Genomic DNA, 15,231 nt, shown 5'->3' on the forward strand with positions numbered 1-15,231 from the left:
TAAACTGGAAACAAAGGAATAAACTTAAGGAAGGGTAATATATGAACAAACAACTGAAAGAAAAACTCGCCCTCCTTCCCGATCAGCCCGGGTGTTATCTCATGAAAGACCGGCAGCAGACTGTGATCTACGTAGGAAAAGCAAAAGTGCTGAAAAACAGAGTGCGCTCCTACTTCACAGGTTCTCATGATGCGAAAACACAAAGGCTTGTGACGGAAATCGAGGATTTTGAATATATCGTGACGTCCTCCAATCTAGAAGCGCTTATTTTAGAAATGAATCTGATCAAAAAGCATGATCCGAAATACAACGTCATGCTGAAAGACGACAAAACCTATCCTTTCATAAAACTCACCCATGAACGCCACCCAAGGCTGATTGTCACCCGCAATGTCAAAAAAGACAAAGGGCGCTATTTCGGGCCGTACCCGAATGTTCAGGCCGCAAGGGAAACAAAAAAACTGCTTGATCGTCTGTACCCTCTCAGAAAATGCTCCAAGCTGCCGGACAGAGTGTGCCTCTACTATCATCTGGGCCAATGTCTCGCTCCGTGCGTAAAGGACATTTCCGAAGAGACCAACAGAGAACTGGTTGAAAGCATTACCCGTTTCTTAAAGGGCGGCTATAATGAGGTCAAAAAAGAGCTTGAAGGGAAAATGCATGAAGCTGCTGAGAATCTAGAGTTTGAACGGGCAAAAGAGCTTCGCGACCAAATCGCCCATATTGAATCAACGATGGAAAAACAAAAAATGACGATGAACGATCTAGTCGACCGTGACGTATTCGCGTACGCATATGATAAGGGCTGGATGTGCGTACAGGTCTTTTTTATCCGCCAAGGAAAGCTCATTGAACGCGATGTCAGCATGTTCCCGCTCTATCAGGAAGCAGATGAAGAGTTTCTGACATTCATCGGGCAGTTCTATTCAAAAAACAACCACTTCCTTCCAAAGGAAATTTTAGTTCCGGACAGCGTTGATCAATCCATGATCGAGCAGCTGCTGGAAACAAACGTCCACCAGCCAAAAAAAGGCTCGAAAAAAGAACTGCTTATGCTGGCCCATAAAAACGCGAAAATCGCGCTGAAAGAAAAATTCTCCTTAATTGAACGGGACGAGGAGCGCTCAATCGGGGCTGTGCATAAACTCGGTGAGGCACTGAATATTTATACTCCGCACAGAATTGAAGCGTTTGATAACTCAAACATACAGGGGACAAACCCGGTTTCCGCGATGATCGTGTTTATCGACGGCAAGCCGAACAAAAAGGAATACCGCAAATATAAAATCAAAACCGTTACGGGACCGGATGATTACGGCTCAATGAGAGAGGTCGTCAGAAGACGCTATACGAGAGTGCTTCGCGAAAATCTGCCTCTGCCTGATTTGATCATCATTGACGGAGGAAAAGGGCAGATCAACGCTGCAAGGGATGTTATTGAAAATGAACTTGGCTTGGATATCCCGATCGCCGGTTTAGCCAAAGACGAAAAACACAGAACTTCAAATTTATTAATTGGCGATCCGCTGGAGACGGTGTATCTGGAACGGAACAGTCAAGAATTTTACCTCCTGCAGCGCATTCAGGACGAGGTGCACCGTTTTGTAATCAGCTTTCACAGGCAAATCCGCGGAAAAAGCGCGTTTCAATCCGTATTGGACGACATCCCGGGTATCGGAGAGAAAAGAAAGAAAATGCTGTTAAAGCATTTCGGTTCGGTTAAAAAAATGAAGGAAGCAAGCCTTGAGGACATCAAAAAAGCAGGTGTACCCGCAGCGGTTGCTCAGCTGCTTTACGATAAATTGCAAAAATAATGTTGTCCTTTTAAAAAAGATCTGATAAAATGTGAACTAATTTCATAGTTAGATCGTGTTATATGGTGAAGATAGAGGTGCGAACTTCAAGAGTAAGCCTTTGGAGAAAGATGGATTCTGTGAAAAAGGCTGAAAGGGGAGCGTCGCCGAAGCAAATAAAACCCCATCGGTATTATTTGCTGGCCGTGCATTGAATAAATGTAAGGCTGTCAAGAAATCATTTTCTTGGAGGGCTATCTCGTTGTTCATAATCATTCATGATGATTAAATGTAAGCAATGAGAGAAATTCCTCTCGTTGCTTTTTTTATTGTGGACAAAGCACTCTTTCTCCTCACCCGCACGAACCAAAATGTAAAGGGTGGTTATACATGGGTCTTATTGTACAAAAATTCGGAGGTACTTCTGTCGGCTCAGTCGAAAAAATTCAAAATGCGGCAAACCGCGCGATTTCAGAAAAACAGAAGGGCCATCAAGTCGTTGTTGTCGTTTCAGCTATGGGAAAATCCACTGACGAATTGGTCGGTCTTGCAAAAGCAATTTCTGACCAGCCGAGCAAACGAGAAATGGATATGCTGCTGGCGACGGGCGAGCAGGTCACCATTTCCTTGCTTTCAATGGCGCTGCAGGAAAAAGGCTATGACGCTGTGTCCTATACCGGCTGGCAGGCGGGAATCCGCACGGAAGCCGTTCACGGAAACGCCAGAATCACAGATATTGACACTTCGGTTTTAGCAGACCAGCTTGAGCAAGGAAAAATTGTTATTGTCGCAGGATTCCAAGGCATGACAGAGGATTGCGAAATCACGACATTGGGCCGGGGCGGTTCAGACACAACTGCAGTTGCTTTGGCTGCCGCATTACAAGCGGATAAATGTGATATATACACGGACGTGCCCGGCGTGTTTACTACCGATCCGCGCTATGTGAAATCAGCGAGAAAACTTGCCGGCATCTCATACGATGAAATGCTTGAGCTTGCCAATTTGGGCGCCGGCGTTCTTCATCCGAGAGCCGTTGAGTTCGCGAAAAATTACCAAGTGCCTTTAGAAGTGCGTTCAAGTACAGAAACAGAAGCGGGAACATTAATTGAGGAGGAATCATCCATGGAGCAAAATTTAATTGTCAGAGGGATTGCGTTTGAAGATCAAATTACAAGGGTAACCATTTACGGGCTGACTGGCGGCCTGACAACCCTATCTACCATTTTTACAACACTTGCCAAAAGAAACATTAACGTCGATATCATTATCCAAACGCAGGCTGGAGACAATCAGACTGGAATTTCCTTCTCTGTTAAAACAGAAGACGCAGACCAAACCGTTGAGGTGCTTGAAGAGTATAAAGACGCGCTTGAATTCGAGAAAATCGAGACAGAAAGCAAATTGGCCAAAGTATCCATTGTCGGATCCGGCATGGTCTCAAATCCTGGTGTAGCGGCTGAAATGTTTGCTGTACTGGCGGAAAAAAACATATTAATCAAAATGGTCAGCACATCTGAAATCAAAGTTTCAACAGTCGTAAGCGAAAATGACATGGTGAAAGCGGTCGAAGCGCTGCACGATGCATTTGAGCTTTCAAAACATCCTTCAGCTGTGTAATGACAATCAAAAAGGCGGGACTATGCAGTCACCGCCTTTTTGATTACACAGGGTCTTTCATATCCCATTTCACAGTCAGAACCACCTTATCGGCTCTCTTTTTCACTTGTTCATATGATTCAGCAATCTGGTCATTCATCAATTGAATTTGTTCAGCAATAAAACCTGCTTCCAGCTGAAAGCATGGCTCTTTCTGATGTTTAAGCCGGTTGGAAATAATCGGCCCTTCAAGTTCAAATTCAAGCTCCTGTTTTTTAGAACTTACGTTGGTGAGGGTTCCCCAGCCCGCTTCTTCAAAGAAGGCCGGAAATTCCTCCCATGATTCAAGAGGAAACTTACGGGCGAGATGTTTCCCTGCCCAATACATCATGGAAGAGTAATCTTGGCCAAGCATATCTGGGAGAACGATCTCTCGTATTAGTTCGTAGGCATAGGCATTCATTTCAATTTCTTTTAGGTTGTCAATAGATGCTTCAAATTTAGACTTCATATCTGTCTCCCCTCTCTCCTTGGTATATTATAGCCCAAACAGGGGGGAGGATTACAGAATGATCCTATAATTCTTATGAAAAATTAAACAGAAACATATATTGATAAAATAAAATTTTTAAATCAACTATTCAATTCGGAAAATTATAATTTATGTACGCGTTTTCTTGACGCCCTTTTGAGGGAGGAGTAAAATGAAATTGTCAATAAATCTTAATAAAGTGCTTACAATTGAAAGAAGTGGGGGAAGAGATTTAGCACATTTCGCACTTATCAAACAGGGGGTAAAGTAATGTCTGGGAACAGAGAGTTTTATTTTCGAAGATTGCATTCCTTGCTTGGCGTCATACCGGTCGGCATCTTTCTCATTCAGCATTTAGTCGTCAACCAGTTTGCCGCAAGGGGCGCTGAAGCATTCAATAGTGCTGCTCATTTTATGGATAGTCTGCCTTTCAGGTATGCCTTGGAAATTTTTATAATCTTCTTACCATTAATTTATCATGCAGTTTATGGTGTGTACATAGCGTTTACTGCAAAAAATAACGCAGGCCAATACAGCTATATGAGAAACTGGCTCTTCGTCCTGCAGCGTGTAACCGGTATCATCACCCTCATTTTCGTGAGCTGGCACGTGTGGGAAACCCGTATTGCCGCACAAATGGGCGCTGAGGTCAATTTCGACATGATGGCGAATATCTTGAGCTCTCCGGCTATGCTTGGCTTTTACATTGTTGGTGTTTTATCAACAATTTTCCACTTCTCGAACGGTTTATGGTCTTTCGCTGTTACATGGGGCATCACGGTAACGCCTCGTTCTCAAAGAATTTCGACATACGTTACGCTGATTATTTTTGTTGCACTGTCTTACGTAGGCTTAAAAGCGATTTTTGCATTTGTATAAGAGTACTAGATTACTAGAGGGAGAGGGGCTATCATGAGTCAATCAAGCATTATCGTAGTCGGCGGGGGTCTTGCCGGCCTCATGGCGACAATTAAAGCAGCGGAATCAGGAATGGCGGTTAAGCTGTTTTCCATCGTTCCTGTCAAACGTTCTCATTCAGTTTGTGCGCAAGGCGGCATAAACGGAGCGGTCAATACAAAAGGGGAAGGTGACTCTCCGTGGGAACATTTTGATGACACTGTATACGGAGGAGACTTTCTTGCAAACCAGCCGCCGGTTAAAGCGATGTGTGAAGCGGCGCCTTCTATCATCCACTTATTAGACCGGATGGGCGTCATGTTTAACCGGACGCCTGAAGGACTGCTTGATTTCCGCCGATTCGGGGGTACACAGCACCACAGAACAGCTTATGCGGGTGCGACGACGGGACAGCAGCTGCTTTACGCACTGGACGAGCAAGTGCGCAGATACGAAGTTGCGGGTCTGGTTACAAAATACGAAGGCTGGGAATTCCTTGGCGCTGTATTAGATGATGACAGAACCTGCCGCGGAATTGTTGCGCAAAACCTGACAAGCATGCAAATTGAATCCTTCCGTTCAGACGCTGTCATCATGGCAACGGGCGGACCGGGAATTATTTTTGGAAAATCGACGAACTCCATGATTAACACAGGGTCTGCTGCGTCAATCGTTTATCAGCAGGGAGCGTATTATGCAAACGGAGAATTTATTCAAATCCACCCGACAGCCATACCGGGCGATGACAAACTAAGACTGATGAGTGAATCAGCGCGCGGTGAAGGCGGACGCGTGTGGACATATAAAGACGGTAAGCCATGGTATTTCTTAGAGGAGAAATATCCGGCTTATGGAAACCTGGTGCCGCGTGATATTGCGACACGCGAAATATTTGATGTGTGCGTCAACCAGAAGCTCGGCATTAACGGCGAAAACATGGTGTATCTCGATTTGTCTCATAAAGATCCGAAAGAGCTTGATATCAAGCTTGGCGGCATCATTGAGATTTATGAGAAATTCATGGGAGACGACCCGCGGAAGCTTCCGATGAAAATCTTCCCGGCGGTCCATTATTCAATGGGCGGTTTATGGGTGGATTACGATCAAATGACAAACATCCCGGGACTCTTTGCAGCGGGGGAATGTGATTACTCCATGCACGGCGGCAACCGCTTGGGGGCAAACTCCCTGCTCTCCGCAATTTACGGAGGAATGGTGGCCGGGCCGAATGCGGTGAAATATGTAAACGGCTTAGAATCTTCAGCAGAAGACATGTCTTCATCTTTATTCGACGCTCACGTTAAAAAAGAAGAAGAAAAATGGGCTGAGATTATGAATATGGACGGAACCGAAAATGCCTATGTTCTTCACAAAGAGCTTGGGGAGTGGATGACGGCGAACGTCACAGTTGTCCGCCATAACGACAAGTTATTGAAAACGGATGACAAAATTCAGGAATTAATGGAGCGGTTTAAAAAGATCAACATCAATGACACAACAAAATGGAGCAACCAGGGGGCAATGTTCACACGCCAATTCTCGAACATGCTTCAGCTTGCAAGGGTGATTACCCTTGGCGCATACAACCGCAATGAAAGCCGGGGCGCCCATTATAAACCGGATTATCCTGAACGTAATGATGATGAATGGCTCAAAACAACAATGGCTAAACATGTAAGCCCGTATGAAGCGCCGGAATTTGAGTATCAGGATGTCGATGTCTCACTGATAACGCCTCGGAAACGGGATTACTCGAAGAAGAAGGTGGCGAAATAATCATGAGTGAACAAAAAACCATACGATTTATTATCACACGTCAAGATACAGCTGACAGCACGCCTTATGATGAAGAATTTGAGGTTCCATACCGCCCGAACCTGAACGTCATTTCCGCTTTGATGGAAATTCGCCGGAATCCGGTTAACGTGAAAGGTGAAAAGACAACCCCTGTCACTTGGGATATGAACTGTCTTGAAGAAGTATGCGGCGCATGTTCAATGGTCATAAACGGAAAGCCCCGCCAGTCTTGTACGGCACTTATCGACCAGCTTGAACAGCCGATCCGCTTAAAACCAATGAAAACATTCCCAGTCGTGCGTGATTTGCAGGTTGACCGGAGCAGAATGTTTGATTCATTGAAAAAGGTAAAAGCGTGGATACCGATTGACGGTACGCACGATTTAGGACCGGGACCGAGAATGCCGGAAAAACGCCGTCAATGGGCATATGAATTATCAAAATGCATGACGTGCGGCGTCTGCCTCGAAGCCTGCCCGAATGTGAACAGCAAATCGAAGTTCATGGGGCCGGCACCGATGTCTCAGGTCCGCCTGTTTAACGCACATCCGACAGGTGCCATGAATAAATCTGACCGATTAGAAGCACTGATGGATGAAGGCGGCCTTGCAGATTGCGGCAACTCGCAAAACTGTGTTCAATCCTGTCCGAAAGGCATCCCGCTTACTACATCTATTGCAGCCTTGAACAGAGATACAAACTTACAAGCGTTCCGCAATTTCTTCGGAAGCGACAGAGTATAAGAAGAAAAAACCTCTTCCGCATGGGAGAGGTTTTTTTAACAATAAGGAGATGAATAAAGATGAAGCTACCCGCTTATATTGATATGCCGTTCCAAGAATGGAAAACATCCTTTTCTTTTTTTAATGAAGTATCCGTGCGGTTTTCCGAGACGGACATGTTTGGACATATGAATAATGTAACGCCTTTTATATATTTTGAGGAGGCACGGATTTTTTATTTTAAAAAGCTGAATATGATGAATGAAAACAAACAGACCATGACGGTCGTGGCAAGCCAGCAATGCGATTATTTGCGCCAAGTTATGCCTTATGAAGAGCTGCGCATCTATGTGAAAACAAGTGCTGTCGGTAGCTCATCTCTTACCCTGCACTATTTCGGAGAGAACCGCGAAGGTGAACCCTGCTTCACCGGAGCAGTTGTGATGGTTCAAGTCTCAAAGGATAGCGGCAAGGCTGTCAGCTGGACGGATGAGGAAAAACAAACCCTTCTCCATACACCATAAACTAATTCTCTTGTAAACGTCACCTCCTGTGCCCTTCTTACATATGATATCTCGACTATATCAAAACCCATTCGTTTCTGATTCGCTCTCACCTTAGCAAGGAGGGTTACAATACTTGAAGGAGAAAGAATTTCAATCGAAGCCGCTGCTAACGAAAAGAGAAAGAGAAGTGTTCGAATTGCTCGTTCAAGATAAGACAACAAAGGAGATTGCAAGCGAGCTATTTATCAGTGAGAAAACCGTTCGAAACCATATTTCAAATGCCATGCAGAAATTGGGTGTGAAAGGGCGTTCGCAAGCCGTTGTTGAGCTTCTTAGAATGGGTGAGCTAGAGCTTTAATCCTTGCCGGTATTCCTTCTTTTCAGGAAGGAGCCGGTTATTGCTGTTTGTTTGGAATGTTCGAAACCATATTTGGAATGGATGGCAAGGGCGTAAAACCAATTTTTTTATTTGATGTTGTTTGCCTAGAGTCCTCTATTTCTCTCCAGCGAGTCTTGCATTTTCTTCAAAAAAGAAGGAAAATAGACACGGAACGCTTTGTGCGTAAGAGATCCTTGAGTGAGGGATGGACAAATGACATCAAAACCTTCGGAGCATGTTGCGGATATTGAAAAGTCACTCCGCCACATTGCCGCGATCATTAAGCAAAAAGGACGAGAAATCCTTAACCAATATGCGATTACACCGCCGCAATTTGTCGGACTGCAATGGCTTTATGAATTAGGAGATATGACAATCGGCGAATTATCGGGCAAAATGTATTTAGCATGCAGTACGACAACGGACTTAATTGACCGCATGCAAAAAAATGAGCTTGTTGAACGGGTCAAGGACCCGGCCGACAGACGCGTCGTTAGGATACATTTGCTGCCTGAAGGAGAACGGATTATCCAAGAGGTCATTACCAAAAGGCAGGAATATCTGCGTGATATGTTCGAAACGTTTACAGATGAAGAAATAGCCATCTTCGAAAAGTCATTGATGAAACTGCAGCATGAAATGAAGAGAAAATGAGGCGATTTTGTTGGAACAACCAATAGGAGTCATTGATTCCGGGGTTGGCGGTTTAACCGTTGCAAAGGAAATCATGAGACAGTTACCAAAAGAAAATATTATCTACGTCGGGGATACGAAACGGTGTCCATACGGACCGCGCCTTGAAGAAGAAGTTCTTCAATATACGTGGGAGCTGACGAACTATTTACTCAAAAACCACCATATCAAAATGCTTGTGATCGCCTGCAACACAGCAACAGCGATCGCATTGGAAGATATCCAGCGCAGTGTCGATATACCTGTGGTCGGAGTGATTCAGCCGGGTGCGAGAGCAGCGATAAAAGTAACGGAAAATCAGCATATCGGTGTTATCGGTACTGAGAACACGATTAAGAGCAATGCGTACGAAGAGGCGCTTTTGGCATTAAATCCTGATCTGAAGGTTGAGAACCTAGCCTGCCCTCTGCTTGTGCCTTTTGTGGAAAGCGGGAAGTTTCTTGACAAAACAGCAGACGAGATTGTCAAAGCATCGCTGTATCCTTTAAAAGACACATCGATTGATTCGCTGATTTTAGGCTGCACCCACTATCCTATTTTAAAAGAATCCATTCAGAGATATATGGGAGAGCACGTAAACATTATTTCGTCCGGCGATGAAACAGCAAGGGAAGTCAGCACGATTCTCTCATATAAAGGGCTGCTGAACCAGTCTCCGGTTGTTCCGGATCATCAGTTCCTGACAACAGGAGCGCGTGATCAGTTTGCAAAGATTGCAGATGACTGGTTTGGCCATGAGGTGGGCTATGTGGAATGCATCTCACTGCTAGAACCGATTAGAAGATAATTATTCCCGCAACGGCATGTTGCGGTTTTTTTCTGTTTTGCCTGAATTCTTCGGTCTATTTCCTAATAAGGCTCGTATACATGATAGTACAAACAGTCTTAGGAGGGAAAAGTATGCTGAAAAAAGGACCTGCAGTCATTGGTGCCACTTGTCTCACCTCTGCCTTGCTTTTAACCGGTTGCGGTTTGTTTCAATCTGATAAGGCAGCCGAGGAAATTGATCCGCCTCAAGACGTTACATACGTGAACGATGAAGCGGGGGCCAATTCAAATACAACAGTAACCGAAAAAACAGAAAGCAAAACAAATGATACAACGGATCAAGTCTCATCTACAGTCATGAGGGAGCTTTATCTCATTGATAAAAACGGGTATGTCGTAGCACAAACGCTGCCCCTTCCGAAAAGTGAAGGCACGGCCAAACAGGCGCTTGAATACCTCGTTCAGGGCGGACCTGTGTCAGAAATTCTTCCGAATGGCTTCAGAGCCGTATTGCCGGCTGACACAACCGTTAATGTTGACATCAAAAAAGATGGGACAGCAATAGCTGATTTCTCTAGTGAATTTAAAAATTATAAGAAGGAAGACGAACAGAAAATCGTTCAGTCTGTGACATGGACACTTACGCAATTCAGTTCAATAGATAAAGTGAAGCTCAGAATAAACGGCCATGAACTGAAGGAGATGCCTGTAGGCGGCACGCCGATTACAGATGATTTAAGCCGTAAAGACGGGATTAACATGGAAACATCTGGGGTGAATGATCTCACTGCAACACATCCGCTCACAGTTTATTATTTGGCGGAAAACGAAGACAGTGAGTACTACGTGCCGGTGACAAAACGGATCGACAATTCAGAAAAAGACGACATCACAGCAGCGATCAATGAATTGGCTAAAGGCCCAAGCAAGGTGAGCGGGCTGTTAACAGACTTCAGTGAAGATGTAAAGCTGGTCAGCAAACCGAAAATCAAAGACGGACGGGTAACGTTAGATTTTAATCAATCTATATTCGGCAGCGCCGACGAAAAGACGAAAATGATTTCTTCAGAAGTGCTGAATAGCATTGTGCTGACGTTAACGGAGCAACCGGACGTAAAAAGTGTCTCTGTTAAAGTAAACGGGAAATCAGAGCTTGTAAATGAAAAGGGTGAAAAGCTCACAGAACCGGTCTCCAGACCTTCTCAAGTGAATACGGGTAGTTTTTAAATTGGAATTTTTGATATACTAGAAAGAAAGAGGTTAGCGTTCCGGCTGCCTCTTTCTTTATTCAATTCCGGGACAAAAATGGTTTATGTACATATAATCGGAGGTAAAACATGAGACATGACGGAAGACAACATGATGAGCTGCGTCCAATCACATTCGATTTGGATTTTATCAGCCATCCGGAAGGTTCTGTTCTAATAACAGCAGGAAATACAAAAGTAATCTGCAACGCGTCGGTTGAGGACCGCGTGCCGCCATTTTTACGAGGGGGAGGAAAAGGCTGGATTACAGCTGAATACAGCATGCTGCCGCGGGCAACAAACCAAAGAACAATCAGAGAATCTTCTAAGGGGAAAATCTCCGGCAGAACAATGGAGATTCAACGCCTGATCGGCCGCGCGCTTCGGGCAGTCGTTGATTTGGAAAAGCTCGGTGAACGGACAATTTGGATTGACTGTGATGTCATTCAGGCTGATGGCGGGACAAGAACCGCTTCCATTACAGGTGCATTTCTTGCTATGGCAATTGCGATTGGCAAGCTGATCAAAGCGGGAACGATCAAGGCAAATCCGATCACTGATTTTCTTGCTGCGATCTCTGTCGGAATTGATAAGGAACAGGGGATTTTGTTAGATTTAAATTATGAAGAAGATTCCTCCGCTGAAGTTGACATGAATGTCATTATGACTGGCAGCGGCCGTTTTGTAGAGCTGCAGGGAACCGGGGAAGAGGCGACTTTTTCAAGGGAGGATCTGAACGGTCTTCTCGGTCTTGCAGAAAAAGGCATTCAGGAACTGATTGACAAGCAAAAAGAAGTGCTGGGTGATTCTCTGCCAGAACTGAAATAAAGACAGAAAGGCTTGATCATCATGAAAGAAGCAATTATTGCGACACATAATCCAGGAAAAGTGAAGGAATTCAAAGAAATCCTTGAGCCAAAAGGCTATGATGTCAAATCTTTAGCTGAAATTGGATTCACAGAAGAAATTGAGGAAACAGGCCATACGTTTGAAGAAAATGCCATTTTGAAAGCTGAAGCTGTTGCCAAAGCAGTGAACAAAATGGTGATTGCGGACGACTCCGGTCTGTCCATCGATAATCTTGGAGGCAGACCAGGCGTTTATTCCGCCCGCTATGCAGGGGAGCAGAAAGACGACGAGGCAAATATCAACAAAGTGCTCAGCGAGCTGAAAGGATTCGAAAAAGAACAGCGCACGGCCCGTTTCCGGTGCGCGCTGGCTGTGAGTATCCCTGGTGAGGAAACAAAAACAGTCGAAGGCCATGTGGAAGGGTATATTGCTGAAGAACCGAGAGGACAATACGGCTTTGGCTATGACCCGATCTTTATTGTGAAAGATAAAGACAAGACAATGGCCGAACTGACAAGTGATGAAAAAAATAAAATCAGCCATAGGGCTGACGCGCTTAAAAAGCTGTCTAAGCTTTTGGAGGCATAAGGAGGAAGCTTGTACATGAACGTGCTGATTATCAGTGACAGCCATGGGCTTGAAGAAGAACTCCAAACCATTGCGAAACGGCATGAAGCAGAAGTTGATTTCATGATTCATTGCGGAGACTCTGAGCTTGAAACTGGGCATCCGGCATTGAATCCTTATGCGGTAGTAAAAGGCAATTGTGATTTTACGGGCGACTTTAAGGACGAGCTTCTTCTGACTGCCGGCTCAAGAAAAATACTGGCCACGCACGGTCACCTTCACGGTATAAAACAGACCTTGTTAAACGTATACTATCGTGCAGAGGAGCTCGGAGCAGATATTATATGTTTCGGGCATTCGCACATCGCGGGAAGTGAAGTGCTGCGCGGAAAACTGATGATTAATCCAGGCAGCATCCGGCTTCCGAGGGTGCGCAGGACTGAAAGCTATGCTATACTAACATTAGAAAATGATACCGCGACAGTGCGTTTTTACGACAAAACAGGCCGTGTAATTGAGGATCTGCAAAACCAGGTCAAACTATAAAAAAGTCATGAGGAAGAAAATTTTCTTCCTCATGAAAAAAATTCTAAAAAACCGTTGACTTATTGTTGCATCCCATATATAATAAATCTTGTCGCTGATAGTTAAAGCGAAAAACAAAAAATAAAACGTGTCCCAGTAGCTCAGCTGGATAGAGCAACGGCCTTCTAAGCCGTCGGTCGGGAGTTCGAATCTCTCCTGGGACGTACCAAGAAAAAACCTCAAATCCTTTAAGGATTTGAGGTTTTTTGTTTATGATAATTATTATTTGTTATTTAACGTATCATCATCCAGGTCGCGGACAGTTCCTTCTTTATTCAGACGAGGTTCTTCTTTTTTCACAGTTTCAGAAATATGCTCATTTTCTTCGACAGTCCGTTTCCCGATAACCACTTCATCCGTAACAACGGGTTTTTTGGTCACTTCAAGTTTTTCCTCAACGATAGGAACTCTGACCGTTTCTGAGTCATTTACGGGAGAAGCGTCTGCCGTGTTTTCATCCACCGGACGGCGTTCAACGTAAATTTCATCGTGTCTCACCGGGATGTCCATATCTCTTTGTTCTGTTTTGACTTCTTTTCCTATCTCTACTTCTCCAGTTTGAACGTCTTCCTTATCGACTTTCAACTGTTCTTCTCGCAGCGGCATTGTTTTTTCTTCTTTTGTTGTATAATCCGCCATCTCATTTGTGCTTGAAAAGCCGCCTGAAAGGGCATTGCCGTTATCGATAGGAGCATTTACATCTGCATCTGTCTCAACGGCCACAAGGAGTTTGCCGTCATCCAAATCCTCTTGGTACTTGTCTATTTCGTTAGTCGTGATATCCAAATCGGATAATGCTTTGCTATGTGTGGCGGTATCATCCATTGTGAAATAATCTTTCAGTTTATCGAAAAAAGATTCAGATTCGCCCTCGCGTGCATCAATGGCCTGATTGACTTCTGTTCCTGTGCGTGTTTCAAGATAATCTGTATCTCGCCGGCTTGTCACAACAGAGATGTCGTCAGAATCATAGCCCTTTGTTAATAAGCCTTCAATCGCTGCAATGGTTTCTTGCGGAGTTTCGTATACACCAACTATACTTTTCATATTAATGTCCTCCTTAATCAATTTTGCATTTTATCGTTCATGTCGTTTTTAATTCCCGCTGCTCTTTAAATTAAACAAAATTGAAAACACCGGGTGTGTTCCATGCACACGAATTAGATGTGTGAAACTAAAAAAGGATAGACAAGACAGAACGCTTTCTGTACTTATCTACCCCATATAAATGCCTCACAGCTTCTTCGTCATAAACACACTGTTCGGATCTTCAACATAGTCTGCAAACGGTTCACAGTACTGAAAACCGAAGCTTTCATACAATTTTCTTGCCGGCTCAAATGAAGCCATTGAACCCGTTTCTAAGCTTAGCCGCTCATAGCCTCGCTTTGCAGCCTCTTCTATGATGTGCTGAAGCACTTGTTTGGCAACGCCTTTTCTTAAATGGGATGCAGACGTGCGCATTGATTTGATTTCTCCGTGCCGGCTGTCCAGTTCTTTAAGCGCTCCGCAGCCGGCTAGTTCATCACTCTCCCAGGCGCTCCAAAATGTTATTTCAGGCGCTCTAAGGCTTTCTAAACCTAAGGCGTGGATGCTTTCTGGCGGGGACATGAGTGTCATGCTATGTAAATGCTCATTCACAAGTGAAATCACCTGATGTCCAGTTACATCATCTATTTTTATATACAATTCTATTCCTCCTCAAAAACTTACAGATTTGCAGAACGTATTTTCATTTCATCTTAATCATATTCCATCCTGTTTCCAAATATAAAGACAGAAAATCTGACAGTATAGATCATTCTTTGGAATGAATAATTTGTGAAAGACGTTTCAAAGCAAAAAAGGGCCAAAAAAGATGTTCGGCCCTTGGTCTTCTTTAATATCTATAGCCTCCATGTACGCCTGGTGCTCCGCTGAATCCGGCGGCGTGCGTCGCCGGGATGCTGAAACCTCCGCCATGGCTGCCATAGCCGGCACCTGCAAACTGCTGCCCGTAAAATCCTGAAGCATATGGATAGGAGGAGTACATAGCAGAGGGAGTGCTAATCGGGCTGTATGCCTGGCTGTACGGCTGCCCGTATCCATGTCCACCAAATGGCTGATGGCTTTGCTGGTAAAAGGCAGGGGCAGTAGGATAATACGGTTGCGGAAAGCCGGGAAAGCCTGCGGGGGATCCTTGCATATCTGCTAATGATTTATTCATTGTATCACCTTTTCTTTGCAAGATATCATCAATGTATGCAGGGGACTAATGGAAGTGCCTATCCGCATTGAAATGGTTTTGCAAGATGATC

General features: G+C 44.5%; 17 protein-coding genes, 1 tRNA gene and 1 riboswitch. Of the genes, 14 read left to right on the plus strand and 4 right to left on the minus strand.

Annotated elements, in window-relative coordinates:
• The first annotated feature begins 41 nt into the window (after positions 1-41).
• Together uvrC and Q3W56_RS07665 are read left to right on the plus strand one after the other, a co-directional pair.
• Positions 42-1,814 carry an excinuclease ABC subunit UvrC gene (gene uvrC / locus Q3W56_RS07660; protein ID WP_019715300.1) on the plus strand — a complete coding sequence of 591 codons (1,773 nt, stop codon included), beginning with the start codon at positions 42-44 and terminating at the stop codon, positions 1,812-1,814.
• 64 nt (positions 1,815-1,878) lie between these two features.
• Positions 1,879-2,058, plus strand: a riboswitch (Lysine riboswitch).
• A 125-nt stretch (positions 2,059-2,183) separates the two neighbouring features.
• The gene (locus Q3W56_RS07665) at positions 2,184-3,413 is read left to right on the plus strand and encodes an aspartate kinase (RefSeq protein WP_268397889.1); all 1,230 of its coding nucleotides are present in this window, start codon (positions 2,184-2,186) and stop codon (positions 3,411-3,413) included.
• 43 nt (positions 3,414-3,456) lie between these two features.
• Here Q3W56_RS07665 and Q3W56_RS07670 read toward each other — a convergent pair whose 3' ends face one another.
• Positions 3,457-3,903, minus strand: coding sequence for a YslB family protein (locus Q3W56_RS07670; protein ID WP_019715298.1), 447 nt, complete (start codon positions 3,901-3,903; stop codon positions 3,457-3,459).
• Between the two features lie 291 nt (positions 3,904-4,194).
• Between Q3W56_RS07670 and sdhC the strand changes: the two genes are divergently transcribed.
• The 12 genes from sdhC (at position 4,195) to Q3W56_RS07730 (ending at position 13,098) form a co-directional block, all read left to right on the plus strand.
• On the plus strand, positions 4,195-4,803 hold the full coding sequence (gene sdhC / locus Q3W56_RS07675; protein WP_003222512.1) for a succinate dehydrogenase cytochrome B558: 609 nt from the start codon (positions 4,195-4,197) through the stop codon (positions 4,801-4,803).
• Positions 4,804-4,836: 33 nt separating this feature from the next.
• Positions 4,837-6,597: a succinate dehydrogenase flavoprotein subunit gene (gene sdhA, locus Q3W56_RS07680; RefSeq protein ID WP_019715297.1), complete on the plus strand. Its 1,761-nt coding sequence runs from the start codon at positions 4,837-4,839 to the stop codon at positions 6,595-6,597.
• A gap of 2 nt (positions 6,598-6,599) precedes the next feature.
• Entirely contained in the window at positions 6,600-7,361 is a 762-nt protein-coding gene (sdhB, locus tag Q3W56_RS07685) for a succinate dehydrogenase iron-sulfur subunit (protein ID WP_019715296.1), read from the plus strand.
• 59 nt (positions 7,362-7,420) lie between these two features.
• Positions 7,421-7,864: an acyl-CoA thioesterase gene (locus Q3W56_RS07690; RefSeq protein WP_302895061.1), complete on the plus strand. Its 444-nt coding sequence runs from the start codon at positions 7,421-7,423 to the stop codon at positions 7,862-7,864.
• A 115-nt stretch (positions 7,865-7,979) separates the two neighbouring features.
• Positions 7,980-8,204: a spore germination transcription factor GerE gene (gene gerE, locus Q3W56_RS07695; protein ID WP_003184172.1), complete on the plus strand. Its 225-nt coding sequence runs from the start codon at positions 7,980-7,982 to the stop codon at positions 8,202-8,204.
• 234 nt (positions 8,205-8,438) lie between these two features.
• Entirely contained in the window at positions 8,439-8,879 is a 441-nt protein-coding gene (locus Q3W56_RS07700) for a MarR family winged helix-turn-helix transcriptional regulator (protein ID WP_302895062.1), read from the plus strand.
• Between the two features lie 7 nt (positions 8,880-8,886).
• Positions 8,887-9,705 carry a glutamate racemase gene (gene racE / locus Q3W56_RS07705; protein WP_302895063.1) on the plus strand — a complete coding sequence of 273 codons (819 nt, stop codon included), beginning with the start codon at positions 8,887-8,889 and terminating at the stop codon, positions 9,703-9,705.
• A 113-nt stretch (positions 9,706-9,818) separates the two neighbouring features.
• Positions 9,819-10,913, plus strand: a complete 1,095-nt coding sequence (gene gerM / locus Q3W56_RS07710; RefSeq protein WP_302895064.1) for a spore germination protein GerM — start codon at positions 9,819-9,821, stop codon at positions 10,911-10,913.
• Between the two features lie 110 nt (positions 10,914-11,023).
• Positions 11,024-11,761 (plus strand): ribonuclease PH, encoded by a 738-nt coding sequence (rph, locus tag Q3W56_RS07715; RefSeq protein ID WP_268397883.1) that lies wholly within the window; start codon positions 11,024-11,026, stop codon positions 11,759-11,761.
• A gap of 12 nt (positions 11,762-11,773) precedes the next feature.
• The gene (locus Q3W56_RS07720) at positions 11,774-12,370 is read left to right on the plus strand and encodes an XTP/dITP diphosphatase (RefSeq protein WP_302895065.1); all 597 of its coding nucleotides are present in this window, start codon (positions 11,774-11,776) and stop codon (positions 12,368-12,370) included.
• A gap of 15 nt (positions 12,371-12,385) precedes the next feature.
• Positions 12,386-12,895, plus strand: coding sequence for a metallophosphoesterase (locus Q3W56_RS07725; RefSeq protein ID WP_302895066.1), 510 nt, complete (start codon positions 12,386-12,388; stop codon positions 12,893-12,895).
• 129 nt (positions 12,896-13,024) lie between these two features.
• Positions 13,025-13,098 (plus strand) — tRNA-Arg (locus Q3W56_RS07730).
• A 58-nt stretch (positions 13,099-13,156) separates the two neighbouring features.
• Here Q3W56_RS07730 and Q3W56_RS07735 read toward each other — a convergent pair.
• The 3 genes from Q3W56_RS07735 to Q3W56_RS07745 form a co-directional block, all read right to left on the minus strand.
• Positions 13,157-13,981, minus strand: a complete 825-nt coding sequence (locus Q3W56_RS07735; RefSeq protein WP_302895067.1) for a YsnF/AvaK domain-containing protein — start codon at positions 13,979-13,981, stop codon at positions 13,157-13,159.
• Positions 13,982-14,167: 186 nt separating this feature from the next.
• Positions 14,168-14,623 carry a GNAT family N-acetyltransferase gene (locus Q3W56_RS07740; protein WP_041905757.1) on the minus strand — a complete coding sequence of 152 codons (456 nt, stop codon included), beginning with the start codon at positions 14,621-14,623 and terminating at the stop codon, positions 14,168-14,170.
• A gap of 190 nt (positions 14,624-14,813) precedes the next feature.
• On the minus strand, positions 14,814-15,140 hold the full coding sequence (locus tag Q3W56_RS07745; RefSeq protein WP_302895069.1) for a hypothetical protein: 327 nt from the start codon (positions 15,138-15,140) through the stop codon (positions 14,814-14,816).
• Positions 15,141-15,231 lie beyond the last annotated feature (91 nt).

Origin of the sequence: Bacillus sp. C28GYM-DRY-1, from assembly GCF_030519405.1 — a bacterium.
Classification (GTDB): Bacteria; Bacillota; Bacilli; order Bacillales; family Bacillaceae; genus Bacillus; species Bacillus spizizenii_A.